General features: G+C 61.0%; 17 protein-coding genes. 3 read left to right on the top strand and 14 right to left on the bottom strand.

Features of this window, described 5'->3' with window-relative positions:
• Positions 1-12 precede the first annotated feature (12 nt).
• The 14 genes from cheY to flhD form a co-directional block, all read right to left on the bottom strand.
• Positions 13-411 (bottom strand): chemotaxis response regulator CheY, encoded by a 399-nt coding sequence (gene cheY, locus C8C92_RS10715; RefSeq protein WP_010396677.1) that lies wholly within the window; start codon positions 409-411, stop codon positions 13-15.
• A 147-nt stretch (positions 412-558) separates the two neighbouring features.
• Positions 559-1,629, bottom strand: a complete 1,071-nt coding sequence (locus C8C92_RS10710) for a chemotaxis response regulator protein-glutamate methylesterase (RefSeq protein ID WP_071078256.1) — start codon at positions 1,627-1,629, stop codon at positions 559-561.
• Between the two features lie 166 nt (positions 1,630-1,795).
• Complete coding sequence (cheD, locus tag C8C92_RS10705) at positions 1,796-2,404, bottom strand: chemoreceptor glutamine deamidase CheD (protein WP_071078257.1); 609 nt, start codon at positions 2,402-2,404, stop codon at positions 1,796-1,798.
• Positions 2,405-2,413: 9 nt separating this feature from the next.
• Positions 2,414-3,286 carry a CheR family methyltransferase gene (locus C8C92_RS10700; RefSeq protein ID WP_102121798.1) on the bottom strand — a complete coding sequence of 291 codons (873 nt, stop codon included), beginning with the start codon at positions 3,284-3,286 and terminating at the stop codon, positions 2,414-2,416.
• Positions 3,287-3,357: 71 nt separating this feature from the next.
• Positions 3,358-5,076: a methyl-accepting chemotaxis protein gene (locus C8C92_RS10695; RefSeq protein WP_116743814.1), complete on the bottom strand. Its 1,719-nt coding sequence runs from the start codon at positions 5,074-5,076 to the stop codon at positions 3,358-3,360.
• 182 nt (positions 5,077-5,258) lie between these two features.
• A complete protein-coding gene (locus C8C92_RS10690; protein ID WP_099759897.1) occupies positions 5,259-5,765 on the bottom strand; it encodes a chemotaxis protein CheW in 507 nt (168 codons plus the stop codon).
• A gap of 31 nt (positions 5,766-5,796) precedes the next feature.
• Positions 5,797-7,998, bottom strand: a complete 2,202-nt coding sequence (gene cheA / locus C8C92_RS10685) for a chemotaxis protein CheA (RefSeq protein ID WP_116743812.1) — start codon at positions 7,996-7,998, stop codon at positions 5,797-5,799.
• A gap of 43 nt (positions 7,999-8,041) precedes the next feature.
• Complete coding sequence (locus C8C92_RS10680; RefSeq protein ID WP_034758362.1) at positions 8,042-8,407, bottom strand: response regulator; 366 nt, start codon at positions 8,405-8,407, stop codon at positions 8,042-8,044.
• Between the two features lie 83 nt (positions 8,408-8,490).
• Positions 8,491-9,039 carry a chemotaxis protein gene (locus C8C92_RS10675; RefSeq protein WP_099759899.1) on the bottom strand — a complete coding sequence of 183 codons (549 nt, stop codon included), beginning with the start codon at positions 9,037-9,039 and terminating at the stop codon, positions 8,491-8,493.
• Between the two features lie 46 nt (positions 9,040-9,085).
• Positions 9,086-10,063, bottom strand: coding sequence for a flagellar motor protein MotB (gene motB, locus C8C92_RS10670; protein ID WP_099759900.1), 978 nt, complete (start codon positions 10,061-10,063; stop codon positions 9,086-9,088).
• Positions 10,064-10,121: 58 nt separating this feature from the next.
• The gene (gene motA / locus C8C92_RS10665; RefSeq protein WP_116743810.1) at positions 10,122-10,982 is read right to left on the bottom strand and encodes a flagellar motor stator protein MotA; all 861 of its coding nucleotides are present in this window, start codon (positions 10,980-10,982) and stop codon (positions 10,122-10,124) included.
• 220 nt (positions 10,983-11,202) lie between these two features.
• Positions 11,203-11,964, bottom strand: a complete 762-nt coding sequence (locus C8C92_RS10660) for a class I SAM-dependent methyltransferase (protein ID WP_099759902.1) — start codon at positions 11,962-11,964, stop codon at positions 11,203-11,205.
• Positions 11,965-12,067: 103 nt separating this feature from the next.
• Positions 12,068-12,631 carry a flagellar transcriptional regulator FlhC gene (gene flhC / locus C8C92_RS10655; protein WP_071078265.1) on the bottom strand — a complete coding sequence of 188 codons (564 nt, stop codon included), beginning with the start codon at positions 12,629-12,631 and terminating at the stop codon, positions 12,068-12,070.
• A 58-nt stretch (positions 12,632-12,689) separates the two neighbouring features.
• Positions 12,690-13,007 carry a flagellar transcriptional regulator FlhD gene (gene flhD, locus C8C92_RS10650; RefSeq protein ID WP_034758381.1) on the bottom strand — a complete coding sequence of 106 codons (318 nt, stop codon included), beginning with the start codon at positions 13,005-13,007 and terminating at the stop codon, positions 12,690-12,692.
• Positions 13,008-13,611: 604 nt separating this feature from the next.
• Here flhD and kynU point away from each other — a divergent pair.
• From kynU to C8C92_RS10635, 3 genes are read left to right on the top strand one after another with little or no spacing between them, the layout of a single operon-like run.
• The gene (kynU, locus tag C8C92_RS10645) at positions 13,612-14,862 is read left to right on the top strand and encodes a kynureninase (RefSeq protein ID WP_116743808.1); all 1,251 of its coding nucleotides are present in this window, start codon (positions 13,612-13,614) and stop codon (positions 14,860-14,862) included.
• A gap of 20 nt (positions 14,863-14,882) precedes the next feature.
• Positions 14,883-15,755 (top strand): tryptophan 2,3-dioxygenase, encoded by an 873-nt coding sequence (gene kynA / locus C8C92_RS10640; protein WP_116743806.1) that lies wholly within the window; start codon positions 14,883-14,885, stop codon positions 15,753-15,755.
• 9 nt (positions 15,756-15,764) lie between these two features.
• Positions 15,765-16,310, top strand: coding sequence for an alpha/beta hydrolase (locus C8C92_RS10635; RefSeq protein ID WP_116743804.1), 546 nt, complete (start codon positions 15,765-15,767; stop codon positions 16,308-16,310).
• Positions 16,311-16,338 lie beyond the last annotated feature (28 nt).

Here is a 16,338-nt window from a genome sequence, read left to right as displayed (position 1 = left end):
TTCAAACCGTGATCAGGCGCCGGCTTTTTCCAGCTTCTCGAAAATCTTGTTCAGCTTTTCATCGAGGGTCGCGGCCGTGAACGGCTTGACAACATAACCGCTGGCGCCAGCTTGCGCGGCGGCGATGATGTTTTCTTTTTTCGCTTCGGCCGTCACCATCAGCACGGGCAGCTTGGCCAGTGCGGGATCGGCGCGGATATGCTGCAGCATCGTCAGGCCATCCATATTAGGCATGTTCCAGTCCGAGACGACGAAATCGTAGGATTCCGCACGCAGCTTGGCCAGGCCCATCACGCCGTCTTCCGCCTCATCGACGTTGGCATAACCCAGTTCCTTCAACAGATTCCGGACAATGCGGCGCATCGTCGAAAAATCGTCAACGACTAAAAATTTCATCTTTGGATCAGCCATGAATAACTCCGTTGTTTCTGTAGCGGTTTGTTAATAATATCGACATGAATGCCGACATTATGGTCGACACTACGGCAGCAAGTTGTAGGATAGCATTTTCGTTGCTTTTAGGCGAACAAACTTGCCCCAGATCATACAAAACGTGGCTTACACGCGCAAAGCACGCATACCATGCGCAGCCAGGTGTCCCAGCACCATGCCGGGCAGCGCCGTCAAAGCGCCGACCTCATGCGTGGCGCCGATGGCGATCGCCTCGCGCGGCATGCCGAACACCACGCAACTGGCTTCATCCTGCGCAAAATTATACGCTCCTGCGGCCTTCATCTCCAACATGCCTTGTGCGCCATCCTTGCCCATGCCGGTCAGGATCACGCCGACGGCATTTTTACCCGCCGATTGCGCGGCCGAACGGAACAGCACATCGACCGACGGGCGGTGGCGGTTGACCGGTTCGCCCTGGTCGATCTTGGTCATGTAGTTGGCGCCGCTGCGCGTCAAGGTCAGGTGCGAATGGCCGGGCGCGATGTAGGCGTGGCCGGGCAGCACCCTTTCGCCGCCTGCCGCTTCCTGCACCGAGATCTTGCACAGCGAATCGAGGCGGCGCGCAAACGAACGCGTAAATCCTTCCGGCATGTGCTGCGTGATCAGGATGCCGGGGCAATCGGACGGCATCTGCATCAAAAATTCGCGGATCGCTTCCGTGCCGCCCGTGGAGGCACCCACGATGATCAGCTTTTCGCTCGACGTCAAGGGGCTGCGCAGCGCAGGCAGCGGTGCGGCTACTCTGTCGCCCGCCGACGGCAGCGTGCGCGCACGGATGCGCGCCTTCGAGGCGGCGCGGATCTTGTCGGCGATCATGTCCGTATACTCGCGCATGCCGCTCTGGATGGAAATCTTTGGCTTGGTGACGAAATCGACGGCGCCCAGCTCCAGCGCGCGCATGGTGATTTCCGAACCGCGCTCGGTCAGCGACGACACCATCAGCACCGGCATCGGACGCAAGCGCATCAGTTTTTCCAGGAAGTCGAGGCCATCCATCTTCGGCATCTCGACATCGAGGGTCAGCACGTCGGGGTTGGTCTGCTTGATCATCTCGCGCGCCACCAGCGGATCGGGCGCCGCCCCCACCACTTCCATGTCGGGCTGGCTATTCACGATTTCCGTCATGACGCTGCGAATCAGCGCCGAATCATCCACGATCAATACTTTGATCTTCATAAAATATCCTTCCAGGCCTTGCGGCCCTTATTCTTAATCGGTAAAAACGCCAGACAAAACCGTAGCGAGCGGCAGTGATTTGTGGCTAAGAAGCGCAACCGTGCTGAAGCACGGTGAGCATCGCAGGCCGCAAAGCACGACGCGCAGTAGGTTTGGTCTGGTGTTACTAGAACAGCTCGATCTCGCCGCCCACCGGCGCGACTTTCAAGCGGCTGGCGTAATCGAGTTCGCGGCGCACCAGCGTATCGTTGTGCGTCTGCATCAGCTTTTTCACCAGCACCTTGCCGCTACGGGGGAAAAAATACACCTTGCGCGGGTGAATGTCATTCAAGTCCTCGGCCACCACGCGCATCTTTTCCGCCTTCAGGTAATTGATGACGAAAGCCGCATTGCGTTCACCGACGTTGATCGCCGTGAAGCCACGCAGCACGGCGCCGCCGCCAAACACCTTCGCTTCCATGTTCTCGCGCCGCGCGCCCGCCTTCAGCAGATCATTGATCAATATCTCCATGGCGTAAGTGCCATAGCGCATCGACGCGGAAATCGGACTGTTCGGATCGCTGCCACCGTCGGGCAGCATGAAATGGTTCATGCCGCCCAGGCCCGTGACACGGTCGCGGATGCAGGCCGAGACGCAGGAGCCGAGCACGGTGACGATCAGCATGTCCTTGTTGGTAAAGTAATACTCACCAGGCAAGATCTTGGCGGCGTCACAATTGAACGTCCTGTCGTAATAGACGTTAGTGGCAAATTGCTCTTTGGATTCCAGGCTCATATTTCACTCTCATGTACGATGCGACGATGCCTTGGGCGCGGCGCCCCGCGGCTGATCGAGCTCATAGACTGTTTTACCGCGCAGCTTCAATGAATCCGACACGTACAGAAAATTCTCCGAATGGCCCGCAAACAGCAGCGCATCCGGCTTCATCAACGGCACAAAGCGCGACAGGATCTTGCGCTGCGTCGCCTTGTCAAAATAAATCATCACGTTACGGCAAAAGATGACGTCGAACTGTCCCGTCAGGGGCCAGCTGTCGGCCAGCAGGTTGAGCGGCTTGAAGGTGATCATCTGGCGCAGTTCCGGGCGTACCCGCACCTGCCCCTCGCGATCGCCCTTGCCGCGCAAGAAAAAGCGCCGCGCACGGTCGGCCGGCATCTTCTCGAGCCGGTCCAGGTTGTAGACGCCATTGGCGGCCGTGGCCAGCACATTCGTGTCGATATCCGTGGCGATGATGGTGACGGGCGGCGTGAGCGTATTGAACGCCTCGCACACCGTCATGGCGATCGAGTACGGCTCCTCGCCGGTGGAACTGGCCGAACACCAGATGGTGATCGGACCGCTCAGTTTTTTCACATGCTCGGCCAGCAGCGGGAAGTGATGCGCCTCGCGGAAGAACGACGTCAGGTTGGTCGTCAGCGCATTCGTGAACGCTTCCCACTCGTCGCCCATGCGACCCGCTTCCAGGTCGTCCAGATAGCGAACGAACGAGGAAATGCCGGTCGCGCGCAGGCGCCTAGCCAGGCGGCTGTAGACCATCTCCTGCTTGCTGTCGGCCAGCGCGATGCCGGCCCGCTTGTAAATCATGGCGCGGACCCGTTCGAAGTCCTTGCCAGTGAAATCAAATTCCTTGACCGAATCCGTTTTAGTTTGCGGCATTTTGTTTTTACCTCTCTATGACTACTCTGACCAATGCCTTTGCAAGTATAACTAGCGGGACCGGGTTGGCGTCAGAACTCTTCCCAATCGTCGCCGCCGGCCGCCGCCAGCTTTTTCGCGGGCGGTGGCGCGCCGGCCTGCGCCGTCTTTGCCAACCGCCGTGTCGTTGCCGCCACCGCGGGTGCAGGCCGTGCCGCCGCCTTCACCGGCGCGGGTGCTTGCATGGCCGCCTGCGCCGCGCTCTCGCCGTCCAGCTTGAAGATGCTGACGGCATCGGCCAGTTTCTGCGCCTGCTCCTGCATGCTCTCGGCGGCCGCCGCCGCTTCCTCGACCAGCGCCGCATTTTGCTGCGTCATCTGGTCCATCTGCGCGATGGCCTGATTCACTTCCTCGATGCCATGGCTCTGTTCCTGCGTTGCCGCCGTGATCTCGCCCATGATGTCGGCCACCTGCCGGATCGACGTGACGATCAGGCCCATGGTCTGCCCTGCCTCGTCCACCAGGCGGCTGCCCGCATCGACCTTGTCGACCGAGTCGCCGATCAGGCCCTTGATCTCTTTTGCCGCGCCAGCGGAGCGTTGCGCCAGATTGCGCACTTCCGACGCCACCACCGCAAAACCGCGTCCCTGCTCGCCTGCGCGCGCCGCTTCGACGGCCGCATTCAGCGCCAGGATATTCGTCTGGAACGCGATGCCGTCGATGACGCCGATAATATCGACGATCTTGCGCGAACTGTCCTTGATGGAACCCATGGTATCGACCACTTGCGCCACCACCTTGCCGCCCTGCTCCGCCACTGACGATGCCGACACGGCCAACTGGTTGGCCTGGCGCGCGTTGTCCGCGTTCTGCTTCACGGTCGACGTCAGCTCTTCCATCGACGACGCCGTCTCTTCGAGCGAACTGGCCTGCGTTTCCGTGCGCGCCGACAGGTCCGCATTGCCGCTGGCGATCTCGCGCGACGCCACGGTAATCGTGTCCGTCCCATTGCGCACGTCGCTGACCGTCTGCACCAGGCTCTCGTTCATGTCCTTGAGCGCCTGCTGCAGCGCGCTCGTTTCATCCTTACCCTCGACCACCACGCGCGATGTCAGCTCGCCCGCTGCCACCTTCTGCGCCACCGCCAGTGCACCAGACAGCGGCACCGTGATCGAACGCGTGATGAAGATGGCGCACCAGGCGCCGATCAACACCGCCGCGCCGCCCAGGATGAACAGTACCGTCATCAGGCGCGCATCGGCCGCCAGCGAGTCGTCCATGAAGCTTTGCTGCGCCACATGCTGCAAGTCGAGCAGCTTGTTGATATCGGCCAGGGTCGTCTTGTTCAAGGGGTCGATGCGGGTGGCAATCACCTTCGCCGCGCCCTCGCTGTTAAACGCCAGCACCTGCCCCATCGCTTCCTTGAAGGCGGCATCGACTTCGCCGTCGACCCTGGCGATATTGGCCAGCAGCGTCTTCTCGCCATCGGACAGGCCCAAGGTGGCCAGCTTGCCGCGCGCGCCGTCGTACAGCTTGCGCTGCTCGCGCACCTTGCCCTCTTCCACCTGCATCAGGCCCACATCGCCCTGCAGGCCGATATTGCGCATGGCGATACCGGTTTCCAGCATCGCACTTTTCATCAGCGACGCCTGCGTATTTTTTTCGCTGGCCAGTGCCAGGCCCGTGAGCAACTGGGCCTTGTTACGATAATTCAGTGCATTCGCCGAAACGATCACCACCACCAGGATGGCAAGGATGCTGCCGAAACCTATCCCCAGCCGGGTGCCTATCTTGAAATCGCGCAAACTCATTACAGTCTCCAATATTTATGTGAACGGCGCCCGTTCAACCGGACGGCGCCGTGTTGTGGCCTGGTCTCTGTCGGACCTTGCAGCCTGCCGGCGCGCCTCTGGCTGATGCCCGCGCCGGTACATGCATATCTGTAGTGATACTTGCGGTAAAACTGCGGCGCCAATGGCGCCGCTGCTGCCGCTTACGCCGCCAGCTTGTCGATCAGGCCCATCTCGCTGCTCGACATCAGCTTGTCGATATCGACCAGGATCAGCATGCGCTCGTCGATGGTGCCCAGGCCGATCATGTAGTCGGTCGAGAAGGCGGTGCCCATTTCCGGCGCCGGCTTGACCTGGTCAGGCGTCAGGGTGGTGACGTCGGAAACGCTGTCGACTACCATGCCGACGATGCGGCCGCCGATGTTCAGGATGATCACCACCGTGAACTGGTCATACACGGGCGTGCCCAGGTTGAACTTGATGCGCATGTCGACCACGGGAATGATGATGCCGCGCAGGTTGATCACGCCCTTGATGAATTCAGGCGCGTTGGCGATGCGGGTGACCGCTTCGTAACCACGGATTTCCTGGACCTTCAGGATATCGATGCCGTACTCTTCCGAGCCCAGGGTGAAGGCCAGGAATTCACGTCCGGCGATGTCCTTGCCGTCGCCCGTATTGCTTCCGGATGTTTGTTGAGTATCTGACATGGTGCGTTTTCCTATCTTTTATCTATCGGTATTACGAAAAAATGGACTCGTCGGCCAGCTGGCGAGAGGAACGGATCAGGGCGGCGACATCGAGAATCAGCGACACACCGCCATCGCCCAGGATGGTGGCGCCAGAAATACCCACTACCTTGCGGTAATTCGATTCGAGGTTTTTCACCACGACCTGCTGTTGTCCCACCAGGTCGTCGACAAACAGGGCCGCCTTGCGCCCTTCCGTCTCGAGAATCACGCAGATGCCTTCCGAGGGACTGGTAAAGCGCGGCGTGATGTCGAACATCTGGTACAGCGGAATCAGCGGCAGGTACTCGCCGCGCACTTTCACCACTTGCCCCTTGCCACTGATGTCCTTGATATCCTCAACGGCCGGCTGCAGCGATTCGATGACAAAGCCCAGCGGTAAAATATACACTTCGTCGCCGACGCGGATCGACATGCCATCCAGGATGGCCAGGGTCAGCGGCAGCGAGATCGAAATCGTCGTGCCGAAGCCCTTCGCCGAACGGATGTCGACGACCCCGCCCATGGCGCTGATATTGCGCTTGACGACATCCATGCCCACGCCGCGGCCCGACACGTCGGTGACCGCCTCGGCGGTGGAAAAGCCGGGCGCGAAGATCAGCTGCCACACGTCGGCGTCGCTCATCGTCTCGGACACGTCGAGTCCCTGCTGCTGCGCCTTGGCCAGGATGCGCTCGCGGTTCAATCCCGCGCCATCATCGGATACTTCGATGATGATGTTGCCACCCTGGTGGCTGGCCGAGAGGAACAAACGGCCGGCCTCGGTCTTGCCGGCGGCCACGCGGGCGGCCGGCATTTCCACGCCGTGGTCGATACTGTTGCGCACCAGGTGCGTCAGCGGATCGACGATGCGCTCGATGAGGCCCTTGTCCAGTTCCGTGGCGGCGCCATTGGTGATGAAGTCGACCTTCTTGCCCAACTTGGTCGCCAGGTCGCGCACCATGCGCGGGAAGCGCGAAAAGACAAAATCCATCGGCATCATGCGGATCGACATCACCGCTTCCTGCAAGTCGCGCGTATTGCGCGTCAGGTGGCTGACGCTGTCGAGCAGTTTCTCGTGCAGCATCGGGTCGAGCGCGCCGGCGCGCTGCTCGATCATCGCCTGCGTGATCACCAGCTCACCCACCAGGTTGATCAGCTGATCGACTTTTTCAATCGAGACGCGGATCGACGACGACTCGGTGCCTGCCTTCTCGCCCTCTTTCTTGGCAGGTTTCTTTTCCTGCTCCACTTCGGTCGCGGCGCTCGCCACGACCGGCACGGCGACAGCGCCAGCGTTACCCGCCTTGGCCGCGTCGGCGCGAATCTGTTCGAGCGGCTGGAAGAAGCCGTAGCCCTGTTCGGCGTCGCTCTGCACGCCGGCGGCGGCGCGGATGTCCTCGAGCGGCTGGAAGAAGCCATAGCCGGGATCCGCCGCGCCCTGCGTGCCGGGCGTGCCTGGCAGCGGGTCGAAGAAACCATAACCCTGGGCTTTTTCCTGTGCCGCGCGGGCCGCTGCGGCTTCGCCTGGCGCCAGTGGCGGCGCCTGCGTGATGACCATGTCGTCGGGATTGAGCACGAACGAGCAGATGGCCAGGATATCGTCCAGGCTTTCATGCGTCGTCACTTCCAGCACCTTGCGCGCGTCGGCCAGGGTGGACACGGCGACGTCACCCAGCAAGCCCAGTTCGGCCGCCAGCGCCTCGACTTCGCGCTGTTCCATGTTCGGCAGCTCCAGGCGGATGCGATGGCCGCCGGCGTGGCTGACGGCTGCTTTTTCCGCCGTATGGAACGCTGGCGCGACGGGCGTAAGCGCGGCCACGGGCACGTCCTGCGAAAACGACTGCAGCATCATGCGCACATTGGCCACGGCATCCTGGTCGACGGCGCTGCCCAGACGATGACCGTCGAGCTGCATCTTGAGGATGTCCTTGGCGGCCAAAAAGGCGTCGACGTGCTCCGCCGTCAGGGCCATCTGGCCCTGGCGGATTCGGTCGAGCAGTGACTCGAGGATGTGCGTCACCTCGCTCATGTCGGAGAGGCCGAACGTCGATGCGCCGCCCTTGATCGAATGGGCAGTGCGGAAAATGGCATTCAGGTCTTCGGCGTCGGGCGCCGCAATATCGACGGCCAGCAGCAGCCGTTCTTTTTCAGCCAGCAGTTCTTCGGCCTCATCGAAAAAGACCTGGAAAAACTGGCTAATATCGATGGTCATAGGGTGACTCCGTCATTTGCATCGTTGCACTGCGCGGCTGGCATCAGCCGATCACCTTCTTGACCACTTCAATCAGGCGTTGCGGATCGAAGGGCTTGACCAGCCAGCCATTGGCGCCGGCGGCACGTCCCTTCGACTTCATTTCATCCGACGACTCCGTCGTCAGCATCAGAATCGGCACCTTCTGGTAGGTCGGCAGTTCGCGCAGCAGCTTGATCAGCTCCAGGCCATCCATGCGCGGCATGTTCTGGTCCGTCAATACCAGGTCCACCGTTTGCAGCTTGGCTTTTTCCAGTCCATCCTGACCGTCGACGGCCTCCACCACCTGGTAACCGGCGGCTTTCAGGCTGAACGCCACCATCTGGCGCAATGAGCTCGAATCGTCCACTGCAAGTATCGTTTTGGCCATCTTTGCTCCCACTTATTCCGGGCATCCTGCCCGAGTATTTGATTAATCAATCCATGCAACCGCAAGCGTTCCACACTGGCATGCTAGAACAACTCGATGTCGCCGCTTTCCAAATGCTGTTGACTGACAGCCTTGCGCAGCACGCTGCGCAACTCCAGGCTTTGAATCGCCAGCGCCATGCTGACCCGCCCCAGCAAGGCGACAATTTCTTCATTGTCGCTCTCCGGCAACATTTCCGCGCCATGCGAACCCAAGGTACCGAGGAACTCGCGCAAGCCCGTCACGCGCTTCAGGGTGCGCTCGATCAGCTGACTGGTCATGTCCTGGAACTGCAGGCTGGTGATGGCGGCATTCACGTAGCCCCCCACTTCGTCCTGCAATGCCAGCAGTTTTTCCCGCTGCTGCTCGGCCGGAATACCGCCTGCGAGCAGCAGGGCGATGGTATCTTGCTGCGCAGCGACGGCTGCATGTATCGCCATGAAATTGAAGGACAGCTTCTCGATCGCCTCTTCCAGCAAGATGCCAGTCTGCACCAGGTCGGTTTCCACCTCCGTCAAGTGCTTGCGGCCATGGTCCGACACGCCAGATAGCAGGCGTTTTACATGCGAGCCAAGTATTTTCTTTCTTGTCATAAAGGTCTCATTGTTTCAATACACTACGCGTTGACAGCCTTGCGTGTTATTTTTTCGCCGCTGCCGGGCCGGGAGCTGGCGCCGCCGCAGGCGGCGCACCGGCCACCAGCCCCGAGGCGACAGCGGCGGAAGCGGCATCGGTCACCGGTAACTCTATCGCCGACCCATCGCGCAAGACATTTTCTTCTGTGCGTTTGTTCATGACGATGATGCTGATGCGCCGGTTGATCGGATTGAAGGGATCGAGCTTGTCCAGGTGGGCGGCCGAGCCCAGTCCCACCACGCGCAATACTTTTTCTTCCTTCATGCCACCAATCACCAGTTCGCGCCGCGACGCATTCGCGCGGTCAGCCGACAATTCCCAGTTGCTGTAGCCGGCATCGCTCATGTAGGGCGTCGAATCCGTATGCCCGGACAGGCCGATGCGGTTCGGTACTTCATTGAGCACAAAGCCGATGGCGTGCAGGATTTCCTTGGTATAGGGTTGCAGATTCGCATTGGCGAGTGCAAACATCGGACGATTCTGCTCGTCGACGATCTGGATGCGCAAGCCTTCGCTGGTGAGATCGAGCAGCAATTGGTTCTTGTATTTCTTCAGCAGTGGATCGGCGTCGATGGTCGCTTCGATGCGCGCCTTGAGCGCCTGCAGGCGCTTGCCTTCCTCGCGTTCAAGCGCGGCCTTGGCGGAATTGAGGTCGAACGACTTGCGCTGCGGCTCTTCCTGCGCCTTGCGCACTTGTCCATCCTGGCGCGACAGGTCCTGGCCGCCGCCCTGGATCACGGAATTGCTCTCGCCGCTGCCGGAACCGCCCGCCATCGCCACTTTCAGCGGTGTCTTGAAGAATTCGGAAATGCCGTTCAAGTCGCCCTTCGAGGTGGAGCCCAACAGCCACATCAGCAGGAAGAAGGCCATCATGGCCGTGACAAAGTCGGCGTAGGCGATTTTCCACGCCCCGCCATGGTGGCCGCCAGCCGTCTTCTTGATACGCTTGACGATAATCGGGCGCATGCCTTCATCGGCCATGGCGTCCCCCTTCCGTGTGCTGCAAATGAATCATGGTGTCCAGGCGTGTGTTCACTGCTTACTTCGTTTTCGATTTCTTGATGTGGTCTTCCAGCTCGTTGAACGTCGGACGCTCGGTCGAGAACAGGACCTTGCGGCCGAACTCCACGGCCAGCGCCGGCGCATACCCGTTCAGGCTGGCCAGCAAGGTGACTTTCACGCACTGGAACATCTTGCTCGACTCATCGAGCTTTTGCTCCAGCAGGCTGGCCAGCGGGCCGACGAAACCATACGCCAGCAAGATGCCGAGGAAGGTGCCGACCAGCGCGTGCGCGATCAGCATGCCCAGCTCGGCTGGGGGGATGCCCACCGATTCCATCGTGTGCACCACGCCCATCACGGCGGCGACGATACCGAAAGCGGGCAAGCCGTCGCCCACTTTGGCGATCACGTGGGCCGGCACGGCGCCTTCGTGATGGTGCGTCTCGATTTCATTGTCCATCAGGTTTTCGATCTGGAACGCATCCATATTGCCCGACACCATCAGGCGCAGGTAATCGGTCATGAATTCGATGATGTGGTGATCGGCCAGCACGGCCGGATACTTGGAAAACAGAGGGCTTTCTTCAGGCTTGTCGATATCGCCTTCGATCGACATCAAGCCTTCCTTGCGCACCTTGCTGAGCACTTCGAACAGCAGCGACATCAGTTCCATGTACAGCTCTTTAGTATAGCGCGACCCCTTGAACAGGCTGGGCAAGGCAGCGATCGTCGCCTTGATCGCCTTGTTATTGTTACCAACAAGGAAGGCGCCCAGGGCGGCGCCGCCGATCATCAGCAACTCCAGCGGCTGGAACAGCGCCGCCAGATGGCCGCCGGCCATTGCGAAGCCGCCAAAGACCGAGGCGCAGACGATGATGTATCCGATTATGACTAACAAGTGCCCTGACTCCCAATAATGGCCGAGGCTGTATGCCCGGCATGTTCAAACCTGTTCCTGCCTTCTGGCGGCTGCGCCGCCGACGAAGAGACAGCGACAAAAAAGCAACCGGAAGTTAATTCAGATGCACTGCTTTTCAAGACAATTCCGAGAAAATGCCGTGTGGAACTACAATAACGTGAGATTGCCCTACGGGCAAGCAAATAACGCAGACAATTGCTTAAAAGCACCATATGTAAAGTAAAGGGCCACCCTCTGTGGCGGCGATGGTCTTATCGGGTTCGCGTGCCGCGATCTGGAATTCGTAACTAAGAAGCATACTACCGGGCAACATTTCCTTTTCCGCCTTGCGCCACAGGGCCGCCATCGCCGCTGGCGACAGGTAAGCAAAGACCGCATCGTAACGGCTGAAATCGAGCGCTTCGTAGTCGCCGCGCAGAAAGCGCGCGCGACTGCCCGCCAACCGCGCGCGCAGCTCGCTTGCCAGCCACGGCAGCGGTGCCAGTTCGATGCCGGAAAACTGCCCATCGGGACGCCGCCGCGCCAGGTCCAGCACCAGGCCGCCCAGGCCGCTGCCGATATCGATCAGGCGCACGCCGGGACGGTCCGCGATCAGCTCGGCCACCGCCCGCCACACCTTCGGCCCGGACGGGTAAAACGGCACTTGCGTGCGAAACGTGGACCAATACAGGCTCAACAGGAAAACAAAGGCCACCAGGAACACGACCGGCGGCCAGTGCAGCAGGCTGGCCGCCAGCAGCGCGGGCGCAAACAGCAGGCCGATGGCGCACCACCAGCGCGCCAGGCCAGCGCGCCAGGTAATGAGCGCCGCCAGCACACCCTGCAGCAAGGCCACGACCGGCAACGACATGGCCACGCCTGCGCGCGCCAGGCCATACACCAGCAGCAACATCAAGGGAAAGGCCAGCACCTGGATCAGGATGGCCTTGAGCGCGGGCGCGCGCAGGATTTGTTGCAGCATGGGCTAGTCAAAGGAGGAAAACGCCAGTGTAAGCGAAAGCACCATGAAAAAACCGGAGTCCGGTCTGGCGACCGGCTCCGGCTTGAACGATGCGGGGGCAGTATCAGGCGGTCACACGCGGCGACGCGACCGCGGCCGCTTCATCGCGCGCCTTCTTGGTCTTGCCGGCACGCGAAGGCATATGGCACAGGCCGCAGACATAATCGGCATTCAGGTCGAGGCAATTGACGACAAACTTGCCGCCGCACTTGCCGCAGGGCGCCATATTGAGCATCTTGCTGCTGAAAAAGCGCACCAGGGTCCAGGCCCGCGTCAGCGACAGCAGCGGCTCTTCACCCGCTTCGGGCGGCATCTGCTCCAGATACAGTTTATACGCCTTCATCACGGCTTCGATGCCGGTGGCGCCGGCGTGGTCGACGAGGAATTTGTGGATATTGATGAATAGCGAGGAATGGATATTCGGCTGCCAGGTGAGGAACCAGTCGGTGGAAAAGGGCAGCATGCCCTTGGGCGGCGAGACGCCCTTCAATTCCTTGTACAGATTGAGCAGGCGTTCGCGCGACAGCGAGACTTCCGTCTCCAGCAGTTGCAGGCGCGCGCCCAGCTGTATCAATTCGATGGCCAGCTGGATTTCTTGCGCTTCCGATACGACACTTTTCTTGGCCATGCTGTGTACTCCGCGACTGACTGATACTGACTACCGATACTGACTGATAAGGTTGACCTTAAGCGATTTCTTCGACGCCTTGGCCGGCCATGAGAATGGCAGCATGCGACTGGGCCAGCGAGCGGTCTTTATTGTAGTTCGTCAACATGCCCAGGATGGCGCTGTCGTCGAAGCGGAAGCGGGCCAGCATCATGTTGCCGCCAGCGAGCTTCAGGATCTGCGCATTGCTCATGCCTTCGATCAATTCGGCGATTTCGGCGGCGATGCCCAAACGGAAGATGGCCGTTACCTTGTCCGCACGAATCATTTGCTGGGCCAGCATCAGGTAGCTCAGGTTAGCGTCGCGAATCTCAGCCATCATGTCGTTAGCAGTCATTTCCATCTCCTCAATCCGTTGAATTCAGCTGGCGTTGTCTGTTGCCAGTGAGATACATTCTGCAGGAGCAACATCAAACGCAACAGAGGCGAAGGACTGTATTTTTGGTCGGGAAATGGCGGGCAGGACCGTAGGTGTTTGTCTGACAAACACTACTCGATCATGGTCGCACGCCAGTAACGGCGCGGATGCGGGAGGTGGGCATTGAAGGGGATTTACCCGGCTTCAGGCCTGTAAAAAATATCACTTCTTTACAACAACTTGACCAAGATCAAGTCTGCTTACCTAGATAACGGCTGCCTTGACAGGAACTTTAGGGCTTTTTCGAAAATATTTAAAAGACCTGCGTTCTTTTTGGCGGCGTGACGCCGTTCATGTAATCGTTGACGGCGGCGAATCGCAGAACTTTAGAGCGATTTGAAAATATTTTTAAGAAATCGTGATTTTTTTCGTTGACGCCCCACAAGGCGGCACTTTCCACCCCTCATCCCAGGCGGAAATACCGCTTTTTGGCGCGGATTTGCTACACTGCCTGCTTGCGCACGATACTTTAGACCTCAAGCAATATCATGCCATTAATGCAAATCTCAACATGAAAGCCTCCATGATTTCTCGACATGACTGCAGCACGCGCGATCTCGACGACCCCCTGGCACCCTTGCGCCAGCAATTCGACTTGCCGCAAGGCATCATTTACCTCGACGGCAATTCCCTGGGCGCCCGACCGAAAGCGGCTCTGGCCCGTGCCCAGCACGTCATCACGGCCGAATGGGGCACCGACCTGATCCGCAGTTGGAATAGCGCCGGCTGGTTCGACCTGCCCAAGCGCCTGGGCGACCGCCTGGCGCCGCTGCTCGGCGCGCAGACTGGCGAAGTGGTGATCACCGACACGACTTCCGTCAACCTGTTCAAGGCCCTGGCCGCCGCCCTGCAGATGCAGGCCAGCGATCCCGCGCATGCCGCGCGCAGGGTCATCGTCAGCGAACGCAGCAACTTCCCCACCGACCTGTACATGGCGCAAGGCCTGGCCGCCTGGCTCGACCGCGGCTACCAGCTGCGCCTGGTCGACAGCCCCGAGGAACTGGCGCAAGCCATCGCCGCCGATTGCGCCGTCGCCATGCTCACGCACGTCAACTACCGCACCGGCTACCAGCACGACATGGCCGCCATCAGCAGCCATTGCCACGCGCAAGGCGCGCTGGCGCTGTGGGACCTGGCCCATTCGGCCGGCGCCGTGCCGCTGGACCTGAACGGTGCCGGCGCCGACCTGGCTGTCGGCTGTACCTATAAATACCTGAACGGCGGCCCCGGCTCGCCCGCCTTCATCTGGGTGCCGGAAAAACATCAGGCGCGCTTCCGCCAGCCGCTGTCCGGCTGGTGGGGCCACGCCACACCGTTCGCCATGGACCCGGGCTTTGCGCCGGCCGACGGCATCGCCCGCGCCCTGTGCGGCACACAGCCGATTGTCTCGCTGGCCCTGGTCGAATGCGGACTCGATATCTTTGCGCAAACGAGCATGGAAGCGATCCGCCGCAAGTCGCTGGCCCTGACCGATTTGTTCATCGCGCTGGTAGAGCAGCGCTGCGCCAGCCATCCGCTGGGGCTCGCCACACCGCGCGAACATGCGCGGCGCGGCAGCCAGGTCAGCTTCACGCACCCGCACGGCTATGCCGTGATGCAGGCACTGATCGCGCGCGGCGTGATCGGCGACTACCGCGAGCCGGCCATCATGCGCTTCGGCTTCACGCCCCTGTACACGAGCTTTGCCGACGTCTGGGATGCCGTGGAAATCCTGCGCGACATCCTCGACACACTCGCCTACGACATCGCCGCCAAGCGCGATGCCGTCACCTGAACCTGGACCAGGAAAACACCATGAGCAAAGAAAACAGCAGCGGCTGCCCCATGCATGCGGGCGCCCAGCAAAGTGCCGAATGGCATGGCGCGCAGATGGATTTCAGTGAATCGATGAGCTACGGTAACTACTTGGCGCTGGACCGCATCCTGACGGCGCAGCATCCGCTGTCACCGAACCACAACGAAATGCTGTTCATCGTGCAGCACCAGACCAGCGAATTGTGGATGAAGCTGATGCTGCACGAAATGCACGCCGTGCGCGCCAACCTGCAAAGCGGCGACCTGGCACCCGCCTTTAAAATGCTGGCCCGCGTGGCACGCATCATGGACCAGCTGGTGCATGCCTGGGACGTGCTGGCCACCATGACGCCGCCCGAATACACGGCCATCCGGCCCTACCTGGGTGCCTCGTCCGGCTTCCAGTCCTTCCAGTACCGCGAGATCGAATTCATCCTGGGGAACAAGAACGCCGCCCTGCTCAACGTGCACACGACGGCTCCCGACACCTTCCAGGTGCTCGATGCGGCCCTGCGCACGCCGTCCGTCTACGATGAAGCCATCAAGCTGCTGGCGCGCAGCGGCCTGCCTATCGCGCCCGAGCGCCTGGACGCCGACTGGACCCTGCCGACCAGCACCGACGCTTCCGTAAAAGCGGCCTGGCTGGAAGTCTACCGCGACCCGTCGAAACACTGGGCCCTGTACGAGCTGGCCGAAAAGCTGGTCGACCTGGAAACGGCCTTCCGCTTCTGGCGCTTCCGCCACGTGACGACGGTGGAGCGCATCATCGGCTTCAAGACGGGCACGGGCGGCACGGCGGGCGTCAGCTATTTGCGCAAGATGCTCGACGTGGTATTGTTCCCCGAGTTGTTTGCTTTACGCACCGAACTTTAAGGAGCATCGATGTCGCCTCTGGTCCTGACCCTGGCCGGCCTGTGGAATTCCGGGCCGCAGCACTGGCAAACCCATTGGGAAGCACGCCACCCGCAATGGTCGCGCGTGCCGCACCGGGAATGGCAGACGCCGGACAAGGACGAATGGGTGGCGGAGCTCGACCGCGCCATCGCCGCCTGCGAGCGAGCGCCCGTGCTGGCGGCGCACAGCCTGGCCTGCGCGCTGGTGGCCCATTGGGCGGCCAGCGGTTCACCGCACAAGATTGCCGGCGCCTTCCTGGTCGCCCCCAGCGATGTGGAAGCGCCATCCTACCCCGCCGGCACCACAGGTTTCTCGCCCATGCCGCTGCAAGCCTTGCCGTTTCCCAGTCTGGTGGTGGCCAGCGGCGACGATCCCTACGTCAGCTTCGCGCGGGCACGCGCGTTTGCCAGCGCCTGGGGCAGCGATTTCACCATGATCGGCGACGCCGGCCATATCAACGGCGACGCCGGCTACGGCCCCTGGCCGGACGGCGAACAGCTGCTGCTCGATTTTTGCGCCGCGCAGCAGGCCTGAACGGGGGGAGGCGCGCACGATAGATCCG

Source organism: Janthinobacterium sp. 78 (assembly GCF_003096775.1).
Classification (GTDB): domain Bacteria; phylum Pseudomonadota; class Gammaproteobacteria; order Burkholderiales; family Burkholderiaceae_D; genus Janthinobacterium; species Janthinobacterium tructae.
This window is presented reverse-complemented; position numbering and strand designations above follow the sequence as displayed.

Excerpts from the sequence above, each read along its gene's own strand:
- C8C92_RS10710 (WP_071078256.1), bottom strand. The coding sequence starts at position 1,629 with ATGAAGATCAAAGTATTGATCGTGGATGATTCGGCGCTGATTCGCAGC.
- C8C92_RS10635 (WP_116743804.1), top strand. The coding sequence starts at position 15,765 with ATGTCGCCTCTGGTCCTGACCCTGGCCGGCCTGTGGAATTCCGGGCCG.
- motB (WP_099759900.1), bottom strand. The coding sequence starts at position 10,063 with ATGGCCGATGAAGGCATGCGCCCGATTATCGTCAAGCGTATCAAGAAG.
- C8C92_RS10695 (WP_116743814.1), bottom strand. The coding sequence starts at position 5,076 with ATGAGTTTGCGCGATTTCAAGATAGGCACCCGGCTGGGGATAGGTTTC.
- flhD (WP_034758381.1), bottom strand. The coding sequence starts at position 13,007 with ATGACTGCTAACGACATGATGGCTGAGATTCGCGACGCTAACCTGAGC.
- flhC (WP_071078265.1), bottom strand. The coding sequence starts at position 12,631 with ATGGCCAAGAAAAGTGTCGTATCGGAAGCGCAAGAAATCCAGCTGGCC.
- C8C92_RS10680 (WP_034758362.1), bottom strand. The coding sequence starts at position 8,407 with ATGGCCAAAACGATACTTGCAGTGGACGATTCGAGCTCATTGCGCCAG.
- C8C92_RS10675 (WP_099759899.1), bottom strand. The coding sequence starts at position 9,039 with ATGACAAGAAAGAAAATACTTGGCTCGCATGTAAAACGCCTGCTATCT.
- cheD (WP_071078257.1), bottom strand. The coding sequence starts at position 2,404 with ATGAGCCTGGAATCCAAAGAGCAATTTGCCACTAACGTCTATTACGAC.
- C8C92_RS10700 (WP_102121798.1), bottom strand. The coding sequence starts at position 3,286 with ATGCCGCAAACTAAAACGGATTCGGTCAAGGAATTTGATTTCACTGGC.
- C8C92_RS10690 (WP_099759897.1), bottom strand. The coding sequence starts at position 5,765 with ATGTCAGATACTCAACAAACATCCGGAAGCAATACGGGCGACGGCAAG.
- cheA (WP_116743812.1), bottom strand. The coding sequence starts at position 7,998 with ATGACCATCGATATTAGCCAGTTTTTCCAGGTCTTTTTCGATGAGGCC.
- kynU (WP_116743808.1), top strand. The coding sequence starts at position 13,612 with ATGATTTCTCGACATGACTGCAGCACGCGCGATCTCGACGACCCCCTG.
- kynA (WP_116743806.1), top strand. The coding sequence starts at position 14,883 with ATGAGCAAAGAAAACAGCAGCGGCTGCCCCATGCATGCGGGCGCCCAG.
- C8C92_RS10660 (WP_099759902.1), bottom strand. The coding sequence starts at position 11,964 with ATGCTGCAACAAATCCTGCGCGCGCCCGCGCTCAAGGCCATCCTGATC.
- cheY (WP_010396677.1), bottom strand. The coding sequence starts at position 411 with ATGGCTGATCCAAAGATGAAATTTTTAGTCGTTGACGATTTTTCGACG.